This is a genomic window from Bartonella sp. AD24XZML (assembly GCF_042196485.1).
Lineage (GTDB): Bacteria > Pseudomonadota > Alphaproteobacteria > Rhizobiales > Rhizobiaceae > Bartonella.
Genome location: NZ_JBHIQH010000084.1, coordinates 65,140 through 81,818, shown reverse-complemented (window position 1 = coordinate 81,818; position 16,679 = coordinate 65,140). Strand labels below are relative to the sequence as shown.

14 protein-coding genes are annotated in these 16,679 nt (G+C 37.0%); 6 read left to right on the top strand and 8 right to left on the bottom strand.

What is annotated here, in order from left to right:
* Entirely contained in the window at positions 1-1,047 is a 1,047-nt protein-coding gene (locus ACFIMX_RS08410) for a sn-glycerol-3-phosphate import ATP-binding protein UgpC (RefSeq protein ID WP_375618064.1), read from the top strand.
* Positions 1,048-2,407: 1,360 nt separating this feature from the next.
* Here the strand turns inward: ACFIMX_RS08410 and ACFIMX_RS08405 are convergent.
* From ACFIMX_RS08405 to ACFIMX_RS08390, 4 genes are all read right to left on the bottom strand, one after another.
* Positions 2,408-2,641 (bottom strand): hypothetical protein, encoded by a 234-nt coding sequence (locus tag ACFIMX_RS08405; protein ID WP_375694316.1) that lies wholly within the window; start codon positions 2,639-2,641, stop codon positions 2,408-2,410.
* A gap of 316 nt (positions 2,642-2,957) precedes the next feature.
* Positions 2,958-3,875 (bottom strand): metal ABC transporter solute-binding protein, Zn/Mn family, encoded by a 918-nt coding sequence (locus ACFIMX_RS08400; protein ID WP_375618062.1) that lies wholly within the window; start codon positions 3,873-3,875, stop codon positions 2,958-2,960.
* Positions 3,876-3,885: 10 nt separating this feature from the next.
* Complete coding sequence (locus ACFIMX_RS08395) at positions 3,886-4,755, bottom strand: metal ABC transporter permease (RefSeq protein WP_375631086.1); 870 nt, start codon at positions 4,753-4,755, stop codon at positions 3,886-3,888.
* Between the two features lie 9 nt (positions 4,756-4,764).
* Complete coding sequence (locus ACFIMX_RS08390) at positions 4,765-5,514, bottom strand: ABC transporter ATP-binding protein (protein WP_375618060.1); 750 nt, start codon at positions 5,512-5,514, stop codon at positions 4,765-4,767.
* Positions 5,515-6,193: 679 nt separating this feature from the next.
* Here ACFIMX_RS08390 and nrdH point away from each other — a divergent pair.
* From nrdH to nrdF, 4 genes are read left to right on the top strand one after another with little or no spacing between them, the layout of a single operon-like run.
* The gene (gene nrdH, locus ACFIMX_RS08385) at positions 6,194-6,418 is read left to right on the top strand and encodes a glutaredoxin-like protein NrdH (RefSeq protein WP_005774163.1); all 225 of its coding nucleotides are present in this window, start codon (positions 6,194-6,196) and stop codon (positions 6,416-6,418) included.
* The gene (gene nrdI, locus ACFIMX_RS08380; RefSeq protein ID WP_375618059.1) at positions 6,418-6,816 is read left to right on the top strand and encodes a class Ib ribonucleoside-diphosphate reductase assembly flavoprotein NrdI; all 399 of its coding nucleotides are present in this window, start codon (positions 6,418-6,420) and stop codon (positions 6,814-6,816) included. Before nrdH ends, nrdI begins: the two co-directional genes overlap by 1 nt.
* The gene (gene nrdE, locus ACFIMX_RS08375) at positions 6,798-8,948 is read left to right on the top strand and encodes a class 1b ribonucleoside-diphosphate reductase subunit alpha (RefSeq protein ID WP_375618058.1); all 2,151 of its coding nucleotides are present in this window, start codon (positions 6,798-6,800) and stop codon (positions 8,946-8,948) included. Before nrdI ends, nrdE begins: the two co-directional genes overlap by 19 nt.
* A gap of 11 nt (positions 8,949-8,959) precedes the next feature.
* Entirely contained in the window at positions 8,960-9,934 is a 975-nt protein-coding gene (nrdF, locus tag ACFIMX_RS08370; protein ID WP_273722534.1) for a class 1b ribonucleoside-diphosphate reductase subunit beta, read from the top strand.
* Here nrdF and prmC read toward each other — a convergent pair.
* The 4 genes from prmC to secA form a co-directional block, all read right to left on the bottom strand.
* Positions 9,931-10,797 (bottom strand): peptide chain release factor N(5)-glutamine methyltransferase, encoded by an 867-nt coding sequence (gene prmC, locus ACFIMX_RS08365; protein ID WP_375618057.1) that lies wholly within the window; start codon positions 10,795-10,797, stop codon positions 9,931-9,933. The two genes, nrdF and prmC, sit on opposite strands and share 4 nt — an antisense overlap.
* Complete coding sequence (gene prfA, locus ACFIMX_RS08360; RefSeq protein ID WP_375618056.1) at positions 10,794-11,870, bottom strand: peptide chain release factor 1; 1,077 nt, start codon at positions 11,868-11,870, stop codon at positions 10,794-10,796. The genes prmC and prfA overlap by 4 nt, the downstream gene beginning before the upstream one ends.
* 222 nt (positions 11,871-12,092) lie before the next feature.
* Positions 12,093-12,584 (bottom strand): Fur family transcriptional regulator, encoded by a 492-nt coding sequence (locus tag ACFIMX_RS08355; RefSeq protein WP_375618055.1) that lies wholly within the window; start codon positions 12,582-12,584, stop codon positions 12,093-12,095.
* Positions 12,523-15,240: a preprotein translocase subunit SecA gene (gene secA / locus ACFIMX_RS08350; RefSeq protein WP_375640258.1), complete on the bottom strand. Its 2,718-nt coding sequence runs from the start codon at positions 15,238-15,240 to the stop codon at positions 12,523-12,525. The genes ACFIMX_RS08355 and secA overlap by 62 nt, the downstream gene beginning before the upstream one ends.
* A gap of 432 nt (positions 15,241-15,672) precedes the next feature.
* Between secA and ACFIMX_RS08345 the strand changes: the two genes are divergently transcribed.
* Positions 15,673-16,626, top strand: a complete 954-nt coding sequence (locus tag ACFIMX_RS08345; RefSeq protein WP_375640257.1) for a peptidylprolyl isomerase — start codon at positions 15,673-15,675, stop codon at positions 16,624-16,626.
* Positions 16,627-16,679 lie beyond the last annotated feature (53 nt).

Here is a 16,679-nt window from a genome sequence, read left to right as displayed (position 1 = left end):
GTGGCCATAATCCAGTTATCAAATATAAAAAAACAGTATGACAACGGCATTCTGGTCATTGATGATTTAAACTTAACTGTTGCCGATAAAGAACTTCTTGTTCTTGTCGGTCCTTCAGGGTGTGGAAAATCGACCTTATTACGTATTATAGCAGGACTTGAACAAGTTACTTCAGGTGAATTATGCATTGATAACGAATGTATCAATGATCGTGAACCAGCTGATCGTGATATCGCTATGGTTTTTCAAAATTATGCCCTTTATCCCCATATGACAGTTCGTGGAAACTTAGAATATGGTCTTAAAAATCGTAAAACTCCTAAAGAAGAAATTAAAAAACGTATCGCACATGCTGCAAAGCTTTTGGAGATAGAACCATTTCTTGATCGTAAACCACGACAATTATCAGGAGGACAACGTCAGCGTGTTGCAATGGGGCGTGTGATTGTACGTCAACCCCGTGTTTTTCTCTTTGATGAACCTCTTTCAAATCTTGATGCAAAATTACGGGCGCAAATGTGTATTGAAATAAAAACACTACAGCGTTCATTAGGAACAACGAGCCTCTATGTTACCCATGATCAACTAGAAGCTATGACATTAGCTGATAGAATAGTCGTTTTGAATAAAGGAGCTATCGAGCAAATTGGAACACCAATGGAAATTTACGATACTCCAGCAACAACATTTGTTGCTGATTTTATTGGTTCTCCTCCTATGAATTTTCTTGATCGCCATGTCTTAGAACAACATTTAGGGCATTCATTTTCTTATGGCGAAGAAACTGATCTTTTAGCATTCAGACCTGAAATAATCTTATTGGGCGAACATCCAGATAAAGGCCCTGTCTTTCACACAAAAATTGAGCTTATCAAGCTTATTGGAACAGGTTGCCATGTTTTAACGCGTTGGAATGGTATCATCTTTACGATTGAAATAAAAGAACGCTTGACACAAGACTATGGTCAAAAACTAAGTTTCACAGTTGCTCATCAGAGTTTTCATACTTTTAATAAAAACACAGGAAAGCGCACAAATAATAAGTAAGCATTACTTGATGTGATACGACTCTCTTTTATGCTGCGTCACGATAATGTTGTGTTTTGACTTTCTCGATTACATTTACAAACTTAGGTTGTAACCGATGGGATTAAAAACAAAATTTTAACAGTTTTGGTAATGATCCATTGTCCCATGGCGCTGAGAATGTCAAAACATTTATATGAAGAAATTTTGCATTTTCACGGTCTGTAAGAAGAATATCACTTTCATTATAAAAAAATATCAATATAAAATAAATCTTTATTAACCATATTTTTACTCATTTATAATTTTATTATAAAAAACAATATATTATCATATGTTTTTTGATATAATGATTTATTTATCTTTAAAAAGCAAATGAGAGGAATAGAGAAAAAAATGAGTCACAGATAAGGGAGGATACGCCCCATATCTTAGCTTCGACCCCTAACATAAGAAGTCTATTTGATCCACAAAATACGACGTTGTTTTAAATAGTCTGTACAAGAATAGGCGCGTTCTATTTTACCGCTGGCCATATGATCTAAAATGGTTTCAGAGCTCCTATAAGAAGCATTTGTTTTTTCTATCAATCACATAAATTAGAGAGAAACCTAAGCGCGCTTTATTTTTTCTCATGTAAATCACTATGCAATTCTCAGCGAGGGTATCTGATAAGTTGCAAAAAAATCACTGAGAGATAGAAGGCGTACTTGTTTTAGAATTTTCATTACTTTTAACGATAAAAGCAGATGAAACACATCTGTAACATCTCATCGATCTTTTCTATATTCTTGAGTTAAAAATTGCCTATAGATCATCCTCAAACAGATCTTTATGAATATAACATAAGGGATCGATGCAAGCACCTATAAGAATCAGCAGAGACCAAGACAGTTATATTATTGTTTTAAAAAGCATTTTATAAAAGCTGGTATATTTTTTTCAATATATTGCCAGTCTATTAATGGTTTTATGATATTACTTTCTTATAAAGCGCGTGCTTTTTTGTTGCTTATAAATCAACCTAAACTTTATACAGCAGTATGTTTGAGACAAATATGAAGACGGTTCAGTGCTGTATTCAGTTTTGTATGCCAGAGTAGAATAAGCTTATCTGCTTGTGTAATTTTTAAAATGAGGAGACAGCTTAATTTAGGGGGAAATATGAAAGCATCAAGATAAAAAATAGATTCTGTCTTTAGCATCATCTTTTAATTTAGTATTGCAATTTTCAAAAACATCTGAGCCAGTGTCTCTTACATAATGGCGATTAAGCATTGCCGAACACATTTTTTTACGTTCTTTGAATAGAATTGCATCTCTCATACAAAACAGAATACCTAAACAGAAGGCTATTGGGTTGCCAATTTACGCACTTTTTTTAAAAAATATCTTGCAAGGTTGTTCCAACTATTTGTTCACGCAGTCGTTTATAAGTAGTATAACATAAAATCCATTGTGTATCGCCATCTTTATGCTTATAAAAATGCAAGCTGGGGCCATCATCATACTCTCTTTCAGTCTCCAACATTGCAACAATTATTGTGTTGAGACTCTTCATAAGAGGCATTTTTTCTTCAAGTGGTTTGTATTCATACACTAATTCTACTTGCATGTTATAAATGAAGTTGGATAGATAAAAATACTTTAAGAAAAAGACACCAAATTCTTCTTATGAATCGTTTCAAGTGTCGAGAGTTATTGTAAAAGAAGCATTGAAAAATAGAATGCTATTGCTGACAGTTTGGGCACCATGAGGCAATAAATCCACTTACTTTATCTATCTTAGAATCTATAGAGTATAAATTTCTCTGTAAAAGTAACTTTATTTCATATCAATGTTATCAATTATAGCTGTTGGAGCATCATTAGTAACATAATCATAGACCTACGATTTTATGAACTCTTTTTTATCTCTTTTATAGAAGATTTTAATGTTTTGTGATAGCGTCAATGATGGTATTCACATTATGTTCCATCATATCGAGATAAGTTGCAGCAGGGCCATTTTTGTTTGACAATGCATCAGAATAAAGTGTTCCACCAATTGTTAAACCTGTTTCTTTTGCAATCTGTTTTATGAGACGGGGATTAGAGATATTTTCAACGAATAGGGCAGTTGCTTTATTCGCTTTAATTTGTTTTATAAGTTTAGCAACATCGGCTGCGGTTGCTTCAGTTTCTGTTGAAGCACTTTGAGGGGCAAGGATAGTAAAACCATATTCCTTGGCAAAATAGCCAAAGGCATCATGAGATGTGATAATGATACGTTTATCTTTAGGAATGGTAGCAATTTTTGTTTTCAGGGTATCTTGTGCTATTTTAAGTTTTTGGATGTAGGTTTCGGCATTTTTTTTGTAGCTGGTGCAGGATTGTGGATCGATTTTACAAAAAGCAGCAGCGATATTTTTCACATAGATTTTGGCATTGGGAATTGTTTGCCAAGCGTGTGGATCAATAACGCTATGGTGGTGATGGGCATTATGTTCTTGATTTTTCATTTTGAGAGAGGGAATGTTAGCGCTAACTTCGACAAGAAGTGCTTTTGTACCGCTTGCTGTAATGAGGCGATCAATGAATCCTTCTAAATGAAGCCCGTTGATGAAAATAATTTGAGCATTTCTAAGCGCTTGAGCATCATGGGGGGTAGGTTCATAAGTGTGGGTATTCGCATTTGGACCTACAAAAGTAGTCATAGAGATATGGTGGTCTCCTACATTTTTTACGAGATCTGCGAGAATAGAAAAGCTCGCAACAACTTTGATTTTATTGTATGCAGAAGCAGAAAATGGAGAAAGGGCAAGCAATAAGGCTCCAAGAAGAACAAATTTTTGAGCAAACTTAGGCACATTTTTTTCCTTAAAGTGAGGAGGTATAAAAGAGGTGGGGAAACCATGTTACAATAAAGCCACGTGGACTTATCAAACAGGAAACGAGATAAATAAATCCTGCGGCAATGATGATAGCAGGGCCGGAGGGAAGTGAAAGATGAAAAGAAAGCAGGAGACCACATACGCTAGAAATGATTCCAAAAAGAGTGGAAAGCGCGCAAATAGGGCCTAGCCGTGAAAACCAAAAACGGGCTGTAATGGCTGGAATCATCATAATACCAACGGAAAGTAATGTTCCTAGTGATTGAAAGCCTCCAACCAGATTCAACACCACAAGTCCAAGCAATGAAATATGAATATATTTACTCAATGGAGAGAGTGATTTAAAAAAGAGGGGGTCAAAGCTTTCTAAAACGAGTGCACGCCAAAAAATACAAAGGCTGCATAGTGTAATCAGCATTATAGTAGCGATTAACCAAAGGGCTTGTGCATCAAGTGCAAGAACCGATCCGAATAAGAGATGAAGCAGCTCAATTGTTGAGTCTTTCAGTGAGATAATAATAACACCTGCCGCGAGTGCAATAAGATAAAAGACGGTCATGGATGCATCTTCTTTCTGAAAGCTGTTTCGTGAAATCAAAATGGTTGCTAAAGCAACAATAAGACCAGCGAAGATGCCACCAAGTGTCATAGATATGAGGGAAAAACCACAAATCAGAAAAGCAGTTGCAACACCAGGAAGAATGGCATGAGAAATAGCATCTCCTGTCAAGCTCATTCCACGGAGCATCAAAAACACACCAACAGGACAAGCGCTAATAGACAGAAAAATAGAACCGATAAGGGCGTTTTGCATAAATTGGAAATCAACAAAGGGGGCAAGAAAAAATGCATACACGTCTTATACCTAAGTAAGAAAGAGAGGATCATTGATGGGAAGATTTTGTTTTTGTGCGCTAATAGGGAAAGAATTGGATGTGAGAGGTGGCATAACGTGATGAATGGTGTTGTTTAAAAACTGTGTTGTTTCTCCATAAAAGGCGTTTTGTTGATCAATTTGAATCATTTGGGGGAAAAATTCTTGCACGATGAGAGGATTATGGAGTGCTGTGAGAATTGTGCGTCCTTGCTGTTGCCAGTATGTGATCAGTGCAAGAAGGTCTTTTTGGGTATTATGATCTACACCATTGAAAGGTTCATCAAGTAAAATAATATTGGCATCTTGTATAATGATACGTGCAAAAAGAGCGCGTTGCAATTGCCCGCCTGATAATGTTTCAAGCGAACGGGGTGCGAGTTCTGTAAGCCCAACCATTTTAAGAGCATTTTGAATCTTAGAATCATAAGGGCGCTGATTCTTCCATAATCCACAAAAAGACCACAATCCTGTTTTTACAAGCGTTTTCACATCAATTGGAAATGTTTGATCTATATTACATTGCTGAGCAAGATAAGCAATGCGGCTTTTTTTTGGTTTTGTAATTTTTCCTTTAAGAGGTTTAATCAATCCGGCGATAGCTTTTAGCAGTGTCGATTTTCCAGCGCCATTATCACCTGTTATTGCAACCAATGAACCAGCTTTTAATTTTGCTGAAAAGTTCTTTATTGCTATTCTATTCCTATAGCCTAATGTTGTCTTATTGAAGTGCAGATCCATATTTTTTACCATCGTTGCTTATTATTTTGGAAACTATGTAATAATATAACGTTTGTCAACAAAATGTTATATTATTACATAGTTTTGAGTACTGAAAATTTTAGTGGGAAGATCGTGGAAAATTAAAAATAATAATTGAATTCACCTTGACGAAAGAGAGAGAGTATATACTATATATAGTATCAAAATGATTGGTGATTCTAAATAAGCACAAGAGAGGGTGTTAGTGTGTTTCGTTTGGTATCTAAGTTATTTCCATTATTGTAAAGAGTTTATTGGCCAAAGGTATAGCAGTATTTTTACTGAAGGGTCTCTTTTGGAAGGATTTCCTTTCGTTTTTGTAATTGATTTTTGCCGTAAAAGAGCAAACAGAGCTCTTGAAAAACGGTAGTTTAGAACATTAGTTTTTTAGACAGCAGGAGGGAATTGTAATGCAAGCAAAAGATTGTTTTATAACTAGGGGGCTTTGCCATTTAAGTTGTAGAATAATCGCTTATTCTCATCATAGTTTTTGAAGTTATTTGATGAGGAATTCTGTTATGTTCAGGAAGCTGTGTATTATTTGAAAATAATCACATGTTTTGCGTACAATTTCTGTTTTTTGTTATTCTTGAGTACCTATAAAATTATTAGATTGACCTTTCAGGTTGATTGTTTGGAATTGTGAAAGTTGAAGAAAATGTCGATCACTATTTATAGCAAACCATCTTGTGTCCAATGTGATGCTACACGCCGCGCTTTTGATGCAAAAGGCATTCATTATCGTGTTGTTGATATTTCCTGTGATGAACAAGCATACAGTTTTGTTCAATCTCTGGGGTATCGTCAGGTTCCTGTCGTTGTTTGTGGTGAAAATCATTGGTCTGGTTTTAGACCAGATATGATTAGTGGTCTTTGTGCTTAATGGGGCTTATTGTTTATTATTCGAGTGCAACGGGTAATACAGAACATTTTGTCTCGCAGCTTGGTCAACGACTCTTCAAAATTGATAAAAGAAAGCCTTCTGCATTGGTTGGTGAACCTTATGTATTGGTTGTTCCTACATATGCAGATGGTGAAGGAAGAGGGGCCGTGCCGAAAGCCGTTGTCCAGTTTCTTAATGAAGCTGAGAACCGAAAATTAATTTGTGGTGTTATTGGCGGTGGGAATCGTAATTTTGGTCGCTATTATAATTTAGCAAGTAAAATTATTGCTGAAAAATGTTGTGTACCTTGCCTTTATCGTTTTGAGCTGCGTGGAACTGATGAAGACGTTATTTATGTAAAAAAGGGATTGGAAAGATTTTGGAAACAATTAGCATAGGACAATCGCAGAAATCGGATCAGATTACTGATTATCATGCGTTGAATGCAATGCTTAATCTTTATGATGAAAATGGTCATATTCAATTTGATATGGATCGGCTTGCTGCGCGGCAATATTTTCTTCAGCATGTTAATCAAAATACAGTTTTTTTTCATAACCTGAAGGAAAAAATAGATTACTTAATAGAAGAAGGTTATTATGAAAAAGCTTTATTTGAGCTTTATGATTTTTCTTTTATTAAAAAGCTTTTTAAACGTGCTTATGCATTTAAGTTTCGTTTTCCTACCTTTTTAGGCGCATTTAAGTATTATACCAGCTATACACTGAAGACTTTTGATGGGAAACGTTATCTTGAACGTTATGAAGATCGCGTCTGTCTTGTAGCTTTATATTTGGCACAAGGGAATAAAGCTCTTGCTGAAAGTTTTGTGGATGAAATTATTACAGGACGTTTTCAACCGGCAACACCGACATTTTTAAATGCTGGGAAAAAACAACGAGGTGAATTGGTTTCGTGTTTTTTGCTACGTGTTGAAGATAATATGGAATCGATAGGTCGTTCGGTTAATTCGGCTTTGCAGCTTTCAAAACGTGGTGGAGGTGTAGCGCTTTGTTTAACGAATTTGCGGGAAGCTGGGGCACCAATTAAGCAAATAGAAAATCAGTCCTCAGGTGTTTTACCGGTGATGAAACTCTTGGAAGATTCTTTTTCTTACGCCAATCAGCTTGGGGCACGACAGGGGGCTGGAGCTGTTTATTTGCATGCTCATCATTTAGATATTATGAAGTTTTTGGATACAAAGCGTGAAAATGCTGATGAAAAAGTTAGAATCAAAACGCTTTCGCTTGGTGTCGTTATTCCTGATATTACTTTTGAGCTTGCACGGAATAATGAGGATATGTATCTCTTCTCATCGTATGACATCGAGCGTGTGACAGGTAAGCCCTTTAGCGATATTTCTTTAACGGAGCATTATCGTTCTTTTGTTGATAATGCAAAGATTCGTAAAAAGAAAATAAGTGCACGCGTTTTTTTCCAGACATTAGCGGAAATTCAATTCGAGTCGGGTTATCCCTATATTTTATTTGAGGATACTGCTAATCGATCGAATCCGATAGCTGGGCGCATAAGTATGAGCAATTTATGTTCAGAAATTTTGCAGGTGAGTGAGGCGAGTGAACTGGAGACAGATTTAACTTATCGCACGATTGGAAGTGATATATCCTGTAATCTTGGATCCATGAATATTGCCAAAGCAATGGAAAGTCCTGATTTTGGACAGACCGTGGAATCTGCTGTTCGTGCTCTGACTGCTGTTTCGGATATGAGCAATATTGCTTGTGTGCCTTCCATTGCGAAAGGCAATGCTGAAAGTCATGCGATTGGTTTGGGACAAATGAATTTGCATGGGTTTCTAGCGCGTGAGCAGATCTATTATGGGTCTCCAGAAGCGATTGATTTTACCAATATCTATTTTTATATTGTGACATATCACGCCATACGGGCTTCCAATTTAATTGCGCACGAACGTCAAGAAATGTTTGCGGGGTTTGAAAAATCAGCTTATGCAGATGGACGTTTTTTTGAAAAATATATTGAAAAAGAATGGAAACCGCAATTTCCACTTGTGCAAGAGCTTTTTGCACGGAATAATATTGTTATTCCAGATCAAAAGGATTGGCAGGAACTCAAAAAATTAGTTATTGAGTATGGGCTTTATAACCGCAATTTGCAGGCAGTTCCACCTACGGGATCTATTTCCTATATTAATCATGCCACTTCTTCCATTCATCCAATTGCTTCAAAAATTGAAATTCGCAAAGAGGGAAAAATTGGGCGCGTTTATTATCCTGCTCCTTATATGGATAATACGAATTTGAATTTTTACCAAGATGCTTATGAGATTGGTCCTGAAAAAATTATAGATACCTATGCTGCTGCAACACAGCATGTTGATCAAGGTCTTTCATTAACATTATTTTTTCCTGATACAGCGACGACACGTGATATTAACCGCGCACAAATTTATGCTTGGAAAAAGGGTATCAAGAGTATTTACTATGTACGATTACGGCAAGTAGCATTAAGTGGAACAGAAGTTGATGGCTGTGTTTCGTGCAGTTTATAGGAGATCATCATATGACAAAGATTACAACCAAAAATCCTGTTGTGTGCGCTGTTAATTGGAATAGATTACATGATGAGAAAGATCTTGAAGTATGGAACCGCTTAACTGGGAATTTTTGGTTACCTGAGAAGGTTCCACTTTCCAATGACATTCCTTCATGGTCAAGCTTAACGGATGAAGAACGCAAGCTAACGATTCGTGTTTTTACAGGACTAACGCTTCTCGATACAATTCAAAACACTGTAGGAGCCATTTCGCTTCTGGCTGATGCGATAACAGAGCATGAGGAGGCAGTTTTGACGAATATTGCTTTTATGGAAGCTGTTCATGCACGTTCTTATTCCTCTATTTTTTCAACCCTTTGTTCGACGGTAGAAGTTGATGATGCGTTTAGATGGTCAGAAGAAAATATTCATTTGCAGAAAAAGGCTAGATTAGTACTTGAGCGTTATGAAGCAAATGATCCACTTAAGAAAAAAATTGCTTCGACTTTGCTGGAAAGCTTTTTATTTTATTCTGGTTTTTATTTGCCTATGTATTGGGCCAGTCGCGCTAAGTTGACCAATACAGCAGACCTCATTCGACTAATCATTCGTGATGAAGCAGTCCATGGTTATTATATAGGTTATAAATTCCAGTTGGGCTTTGCAAAGCTTGATGAAGCCAAAAGACAAGAAATTAAAGATTTTGCTTTTAACCTGCTCTTTGATCTTTATAACATCGAGTGCAAATATACTGAAGATCTTTATGATGCGCTTGGATTGACAGAAGATGTTAAAATTTTTCTTCATTATAATGCTAACAAGGCTTTAATGAATTTAGGTTTTGAAGCTCTTTTCCCCCCTGAGGTTTGTCGTGTTAATCCCGCTATTTTGGCAGCTTTATCACCAAACTCTGACGAAAATCATGACTTTTTTTCAGGAGCAGGTTCTTCTTATGTCATTGGCAAGGCTGTTGCTACTACGGATGATGATTGGGAATTTTAATGTTTGCATGCAAATAGAAGTGCGCGGGGTATTCCACTTAGATCTTTGCGCACTTCTAAACATTGAAAACCATTTTTTTCAAACAAATTGCAGGCTTCATTTTCTTGAGAGAAACCAATTTCAACAGCGACATAGCCGTTTTCTTTTAAGTAATTGGCTGCTTCATGGGCGAGTTTTCGATAAAAATCAAGTCCATCTTCCCCTCCTATCAGAGCGCGCAATGGGTCATGTAAGCGCACTTCTTTTGCAAGTTTTTTGATATCTTTTGCGGGAATATAAGGTGGATTGGAAACAATAAAATCAAAGCGATCTGTGACAGAATCAAACCAGTCGCTAAGAAGAGGTGTGAAGCGGTGTGCTACTTCAGCATTTTTTGCATTTTTTTTCGCTGTTTTAAGGGCATCTTCAGAAATATCGACTGCCACCGCATAGGATTGGGGAATTTGTTTAAGGAGTGCAATAGCAATGGCGCCACTTCCTGTTCCCATATCAAGGAATGTTGTTCTTCTCGAATTTTCGACCTGTTTTTGGAGAAAAGGGAGAACAAGATCTATCAGCGTTTCTGTATCAGGACGAGGTTCTAACGTCTCTTGAGACAATGTAAAAGATATACCATAAAATTCTCGTGCTCCTATAATACGGTAAACGGGTTCGCCTGCAATACGCCGTTGTAAAGCCTGTTCTATTTGTATAATATGCTCAGAAGATAGATGCATATCTGGTTTAGAAATTCTTTCAGCAGCATTTATTCCTGTTATCCATTCAACGAGTATTTTCGCATCGAGATCGGCTTCAGCAATCCCTTTCGTGCGCAATTTTTCTTGCATTTGTTGGATAACATTCTTGAAAGAATATTTGCTCAATTATTATCCATTTCCATTAGCAGTGTTGTTTGATGATCTGAGATGAGTGCATGAAGAAGCTCATCAAGATCTCCCTCTAGAATGCGATCAAGCTTATACAAGGTTAAATTAATACGGTGATCCGTGACACGTCCTTGTGGAAAATTATAGGTACGAATACGTTCTGAGCGATCACCAGAACCAACTTGGCTTTTACGAGAAGCTGAACGTTCACTTTCCGCTTTTTGTCGTTCGATATCGAATAAGCGTGCCCGTAAAATTTGAAGGGCTCGTGCTCGGTTCTGATGTTGTGATTTTTCTGCTTGTACGACCATAATTCCTGTTGGAATATGCGTGATACGAACAGCTGAATCCGTTGTATTAACATGCTGTCCTCCTGCTCCGGATGCACGCATTGTGTCGATACGAATATCTTCAGGACGAATATCAATATCAATATCTTCAGCTTCTGGAAGCACAGCAACGGTAGCAGCAGATGTATGGATACGCCCACCTGTCTCTGTTTCAGGGATGCGTTGCACACGATGAACCCCCGATTCATATTTCAATTTAGAAAAGACACCTTTTCCTGAAATGGTAGCAATAATCTCTTTATATCCGCCAACTTCCCCCTCACTAAGTGAAATAACTTCTACTTTCCAATGGTGAGCATGGGCATAACGTTCATACATGCGGAAAAGATCACCGGAAAAAAGTGCTGCTTCTGAGCCACCCGTTCCTGCTCGAATTTCAACAATAGCGTTTTTTTCATCAGCAACATCTTTAGGCAATAACAGAATTTGGAGTTCTTTTTCAAATTGCTCCACTTTTTTATATAACGATGGTAGCTCTTCTTGAGCAAGATTACGCATCTCTATATCTGTTTGTTTATCGTTGATAATCGTTTCTAATTCTGTAATCTCTTCGTAAAGAGCATTTAATGCGCGTATAGAGGTAATAACGGGTTGTAGTTCTGCATATTCAGAAGCTAATTTGACATATGTTTCAGCATTTGGATTCGTCGTCATTTGGCTTTCAATTATTTCAAAGCGTTTTTCAAGCTGTCTCATACGATCTTGTGGCAAAGAAACCATGATAATATTGGCCTAATTTTTCATAATACAATTTTTATAATATTTTGTTGCAATGATTTTTTGTTATAATATTGGCAATGAATTACCGTATAGCATCATACAAAGAGGGGTAATAAAGCAATTCTTTTTTTTTGCCAATGAAAACTATTATATTTTAAAGGTAAATTTTTATAAAATTTGATTTGCCTGAGGTATTTTATCTAATGATATATGATTACTTTTTTAAGAGTTTTTTTTTCCGTAAAGTTCAAGGCGGTGATGAATAATATCATAGCCAAGGGATTTTGCAATTTCCTCTTGCAGCTTTTCAATAACATCAGAATGAAACTCGATAACTTGTCCTGTTTCTATATCAATGAGATGATCATGATGTTGCCCATCTGCTTGCTCAAAACGAGATGGACCACCACTAAAGCTATGGCGATGAATTGTTCCATTTCCTTCTAATATTTTCATGGTTCGATAAACAGTTGAGAGTGAAATATTCGAATCTATTTTGTTTGCACGCTGAAAAATTTCAAATGCATTAGGATGATCATTTGTATCAGTCAAAATATCAAGAATAACTCGTCGTTGACGTGTTACTCTTAAACCAGCTGTGCGCAATTCTTGCTCATAATTTCGCTTTTTATTCATTTGCATAATTTGCTTTTCAAACAAAGGCTCCATGACAGTGTTTGTATTTTTTTTCTGAACCGCAAGGACAACGCTCATTACGTCCAACTTTTCCCCATGTGGTTATATCGTTAGGGTCACGATCTTGTGGATTAACAAATCTATTTTCTTGTGATCGTGCCCATAAGGTGGGAGCATTTTCTTGACTTTGATCATTAAAGACAGAAGAAGCAGCATCAGTTTGCTCAGGCATGGTCGGTTCTGTGGGGTGTTGAATGATTTCAAAGCGCATAAGCTTAGAAGTGACAATTCGGCGCAAATTTTTCAACATACTTTGAAAGAGTTCAAATGATTCTGTCTTATATTCATTGAGCGGATCCCGCTGCGCATAACCACGAAACCCAACAACAGAACGCAAATGGTCTAAACTCACCAGATGTTCACGCCATAACGTGTCAATAGTTTCGAGCAATACTGCTTTGTGAAAATAAGCCATAACTTCTGGAGAATATCGTTCAGTACGCTCATTTTCAAGTTTTGTAACAGCATCTGATACACGCTCTAGAATTTGCTCCTCGGCAATTCCATCTTCTTTTGCCCATTCTTCCACTGGAAGCTCAAGATTAAAGAGTTGTTGAAGCTCTTCTTCGAGAGTTTTTGTATCCCATTTTTCAGAATATGTTCCTGATGGAATATAAGCCTCTACGAGATCCTCTACGACTTCATTGCGCATTTCAAGGATCATTTCTGATAAATCATCTGCGTTCATGACCTCCATACGCTGTTCAAAAATAACCTTGCGTTGATCATTCATGACATCATCATATTTTAGCAGATTTTTACGAATTTCAAAGTTTCGTGCTTCGACCTTTTTTTGCGCTTTTTCAAGGGCTTTATTAATCCATGGATGGATAATAGCTTCATTTTCTTTCAATCCAAGTTTTTGCAGCATACCATCCATACGGTTAGAGCCAAAGATACGCATAAGATCATCTTGAAGAGAGAGAAAGAATTTTGAGCGACCAGGATCGCCTTGGCGACCAGAACGTCCACGAAGCTGGTTATCAATACGACGGCTTTCATGACGTTCAGTAGCGATAACGTAAAGCCCTCCAGCCGCTAAAGCTTTTTCTTTAAGCTTCTGAACATCTTTTTTTATTTCTTCAATTTTAGCTGTCCGCTCTGGACCTTCGGGGATATCCTGTAACTCTTGTCGGATGCGCATTTCAACATTACCACCAAGCTGTATATCCGTACCGCGTCCTGCCATGTTGGTTGCAATGGTGAGAGCTCTAGGAACTCCTGCTTGCGCAATGATATATGCTTCTTGTTCGTGATAGCGAGCATTTAAGACTCTAAAATCGGTAATGCCTTCTTTTCGCAAACGCTCTGCCAATTGTTCTGATTTTTCAATAGAGGTTGTTCCAACAAGAATAGGCTGTTCTTTTTCGTGTGCTTGACGGATATCACGCACAATTGCCCGATATTTCTCTTCTGCTGTTCGATAAATCTCATCATCTTCATCAATACGTTGTATTGGCAAATTTGTAGGGACTTCGACAACGTCAAGACCATAAATATTTCTGAATTCTTCGGCTTCTGTTGTTGCAGTTCCAGTCATGCCAGATAATTTTCTATACATACGGAAGTAATTTTGGAAAGTGATGGAAGCAAGTGTCTGGTTTTCTGGTTGAATAGCAACATGCTCTTTAGCTTCTAACGCTTGATGAAGTCCTTCAGAATAACGCCGCCCAGGCATCATTCGCCCTGTAAATTCGTCAATAATAACGATTTCATCATTGCGAACAATATAATCTTTATCGCGAGCAAACAGTTTATGAGCTTTTAGAGCATTATTGACATGATGAACGATAGCGACATTTTCTATGTCATAAAGACTCTCACCTTTAAGATGCCCAGCTTGTTCGAGCATTTTTTCAATTTTTTCAGTACCAACTTCGGTAAAGGTCGTTGTTTTTTGTTTTTCGTCTATTTCATAGTCTTCTGGAGTTAAGGCAGGAATAAATGTATCAATAAGGTTATAGAAGTCAGTACGATCTTCTAGAGGACCAGAAATAATAAGGGGGGTACGGGCTTCATCAATAAGAATCGAATCAACTTCATCAACAATTGCGTAATGATGTCCACGTTGGACCATTTGACTATGATCGAAGGCCATATTATCACGCAAATAATCAAAACCTAGTTCATTATTTGTGGCATAGGTGATGTCGCATGCATAGGCCTCTCGGCGGGCATCACTATCAAGATCATGAAGAATCACGCCTGTTGTAAGCCCTAGAAAACTAAAAATTTTCCCCATTGTTTCAGCATCACGACTGGCGAGATAATCGTTTACTGTCACAACATGAACGCCTTTACCTTCCAATGCATTGAGATAAATTGGTAGAGTTGCCATTAATGTTTTACCTTCACCAGTACGCATTTCAGCTATGCCACAGTCGTGAAGGACCATTCCACCAATAAGTTGCACGTCAAAAGGACGCATGTCATAAACACGTTTTGCGGCTTCACGAACAGTCGCGAAAGCTTCTGGTAAGAGCAAATCAACACTTTCACCTTCACTAAGACGTTTACGAAAGGCATCTGTTTTTTGGCAAAGCTGCTCATCACTTAATTTTACGAATTGTTCTTCCAAAGCATTAATTTGTGCAACTTTTTGGCGGAGTGCTTTGAGATGTCGCTCATGAGCTGAACCAAAAAACTTACGGGCAAAAACACCTAAACTGACCATCTCTGGCCCTTTCTTTTAATTGTTGTCACTCTTGTTGGGTAATTCATATGCTCTCCCCATACTCTACATTTCCTTCAGGTTGTCTGATATCATTGGAGACATCATGAAATGCAGATGGTACCATTATACTTGCTGGTGTGCAATTTTTCACTCTAATTGTAAAGTAGAGATAAGAGGCTAAGCGCTTTATGTCAACTTTAAGTATGCTATTTAACTGATACAATACAAAGTAATTTAAGATACAATATGTCATTTTTCTCTATTATCATGCTTTTCATCTGCATTAGATAGGATTGGAGAAACTGAGATAAAAGGATAATTTTATACTTTTAAAATAAATTACTAATTTATTTCTCTATGTTTAAAGATTAAAGTGTTATGTTAAAGAAAATTGGAATCTTGAACCTGCCTTCATTTTTAAGGAGTATATTTATGAAATTTAACTTTATCACGCTTTTTTTAGCATCAACTTTATTGGCAAGTACAAGTTTAGGGGTGAGAGCTCAAGAAGGTTTGAATTCATCGTCGAATGATTTAAAGACTTTGGAGAAAGCTTCTGAAAAAGCCGTTTCTCCTTCTCATGTTATGGCGGTTATTGATGGGAAAAATATTACAGCAGGCCAATTGGATGATTTAGCACTTGAAATAAATCCTAATTTAGCACGTTTTCCTGATGAACAACGTCGTATGATGGTTCTAAAAGCTTATTTAGATATGCAGGCACTTGCAAAAGCAGCAAGAAGCAAAGGTCTTGATAAGACAGAAGCTTACGATAAACGTATGGCAGTCATGCGTGACAATGTTCTTCAACAGCTTTATTTTAAACAGGCGATTGTTGACAAAATATCGGATACTGATTTGGAAGCTCTTTATAAGCAAGAAGTTGCTGCTTTACCTAAAGAGGATGAGGTTAAAGCGCGTCATATTTTGGTCAAAACGAGAAAAGAAGCAGAAGCTATCATTAAGCATTTAAATAAAGGCGAAAATTTTGAAGAGATTGCAAAGAAAAGTTCAACAGATGGTTCTGCTGCCGTTGGGGGTGATCTTGGTTATTTTAGCCATGGTCAAATGGTCAAGCCTTTTGAAGATGCTGCATTTGGTTTGAAAGTTGGCGAATACACTAAACAACCTGTTGAAAGTCCTTTTGGTTGGCATATTATTAAATTAGAAGATCGTCGTGTAAAACAACCGCCTGCATTTGATGATGTTAAAGAGATGTTGCGGACACAGCTGATAAAAAAGCGCTATCAAGAACTAATTGTTGATTTACGTAGCAAGATAGATGTGAAATACCCTGATCCTAATGTTACAAAAATCATGGAATCGCTTCATCAAAATGGGACACTACTTCCCGATGAAACATCTGATGAAGAAGATACGGAATAGCTAGGAAAAATAGGTGGATAGCCTCTTTAATAGATAATTTTCTAGGTTAGTTT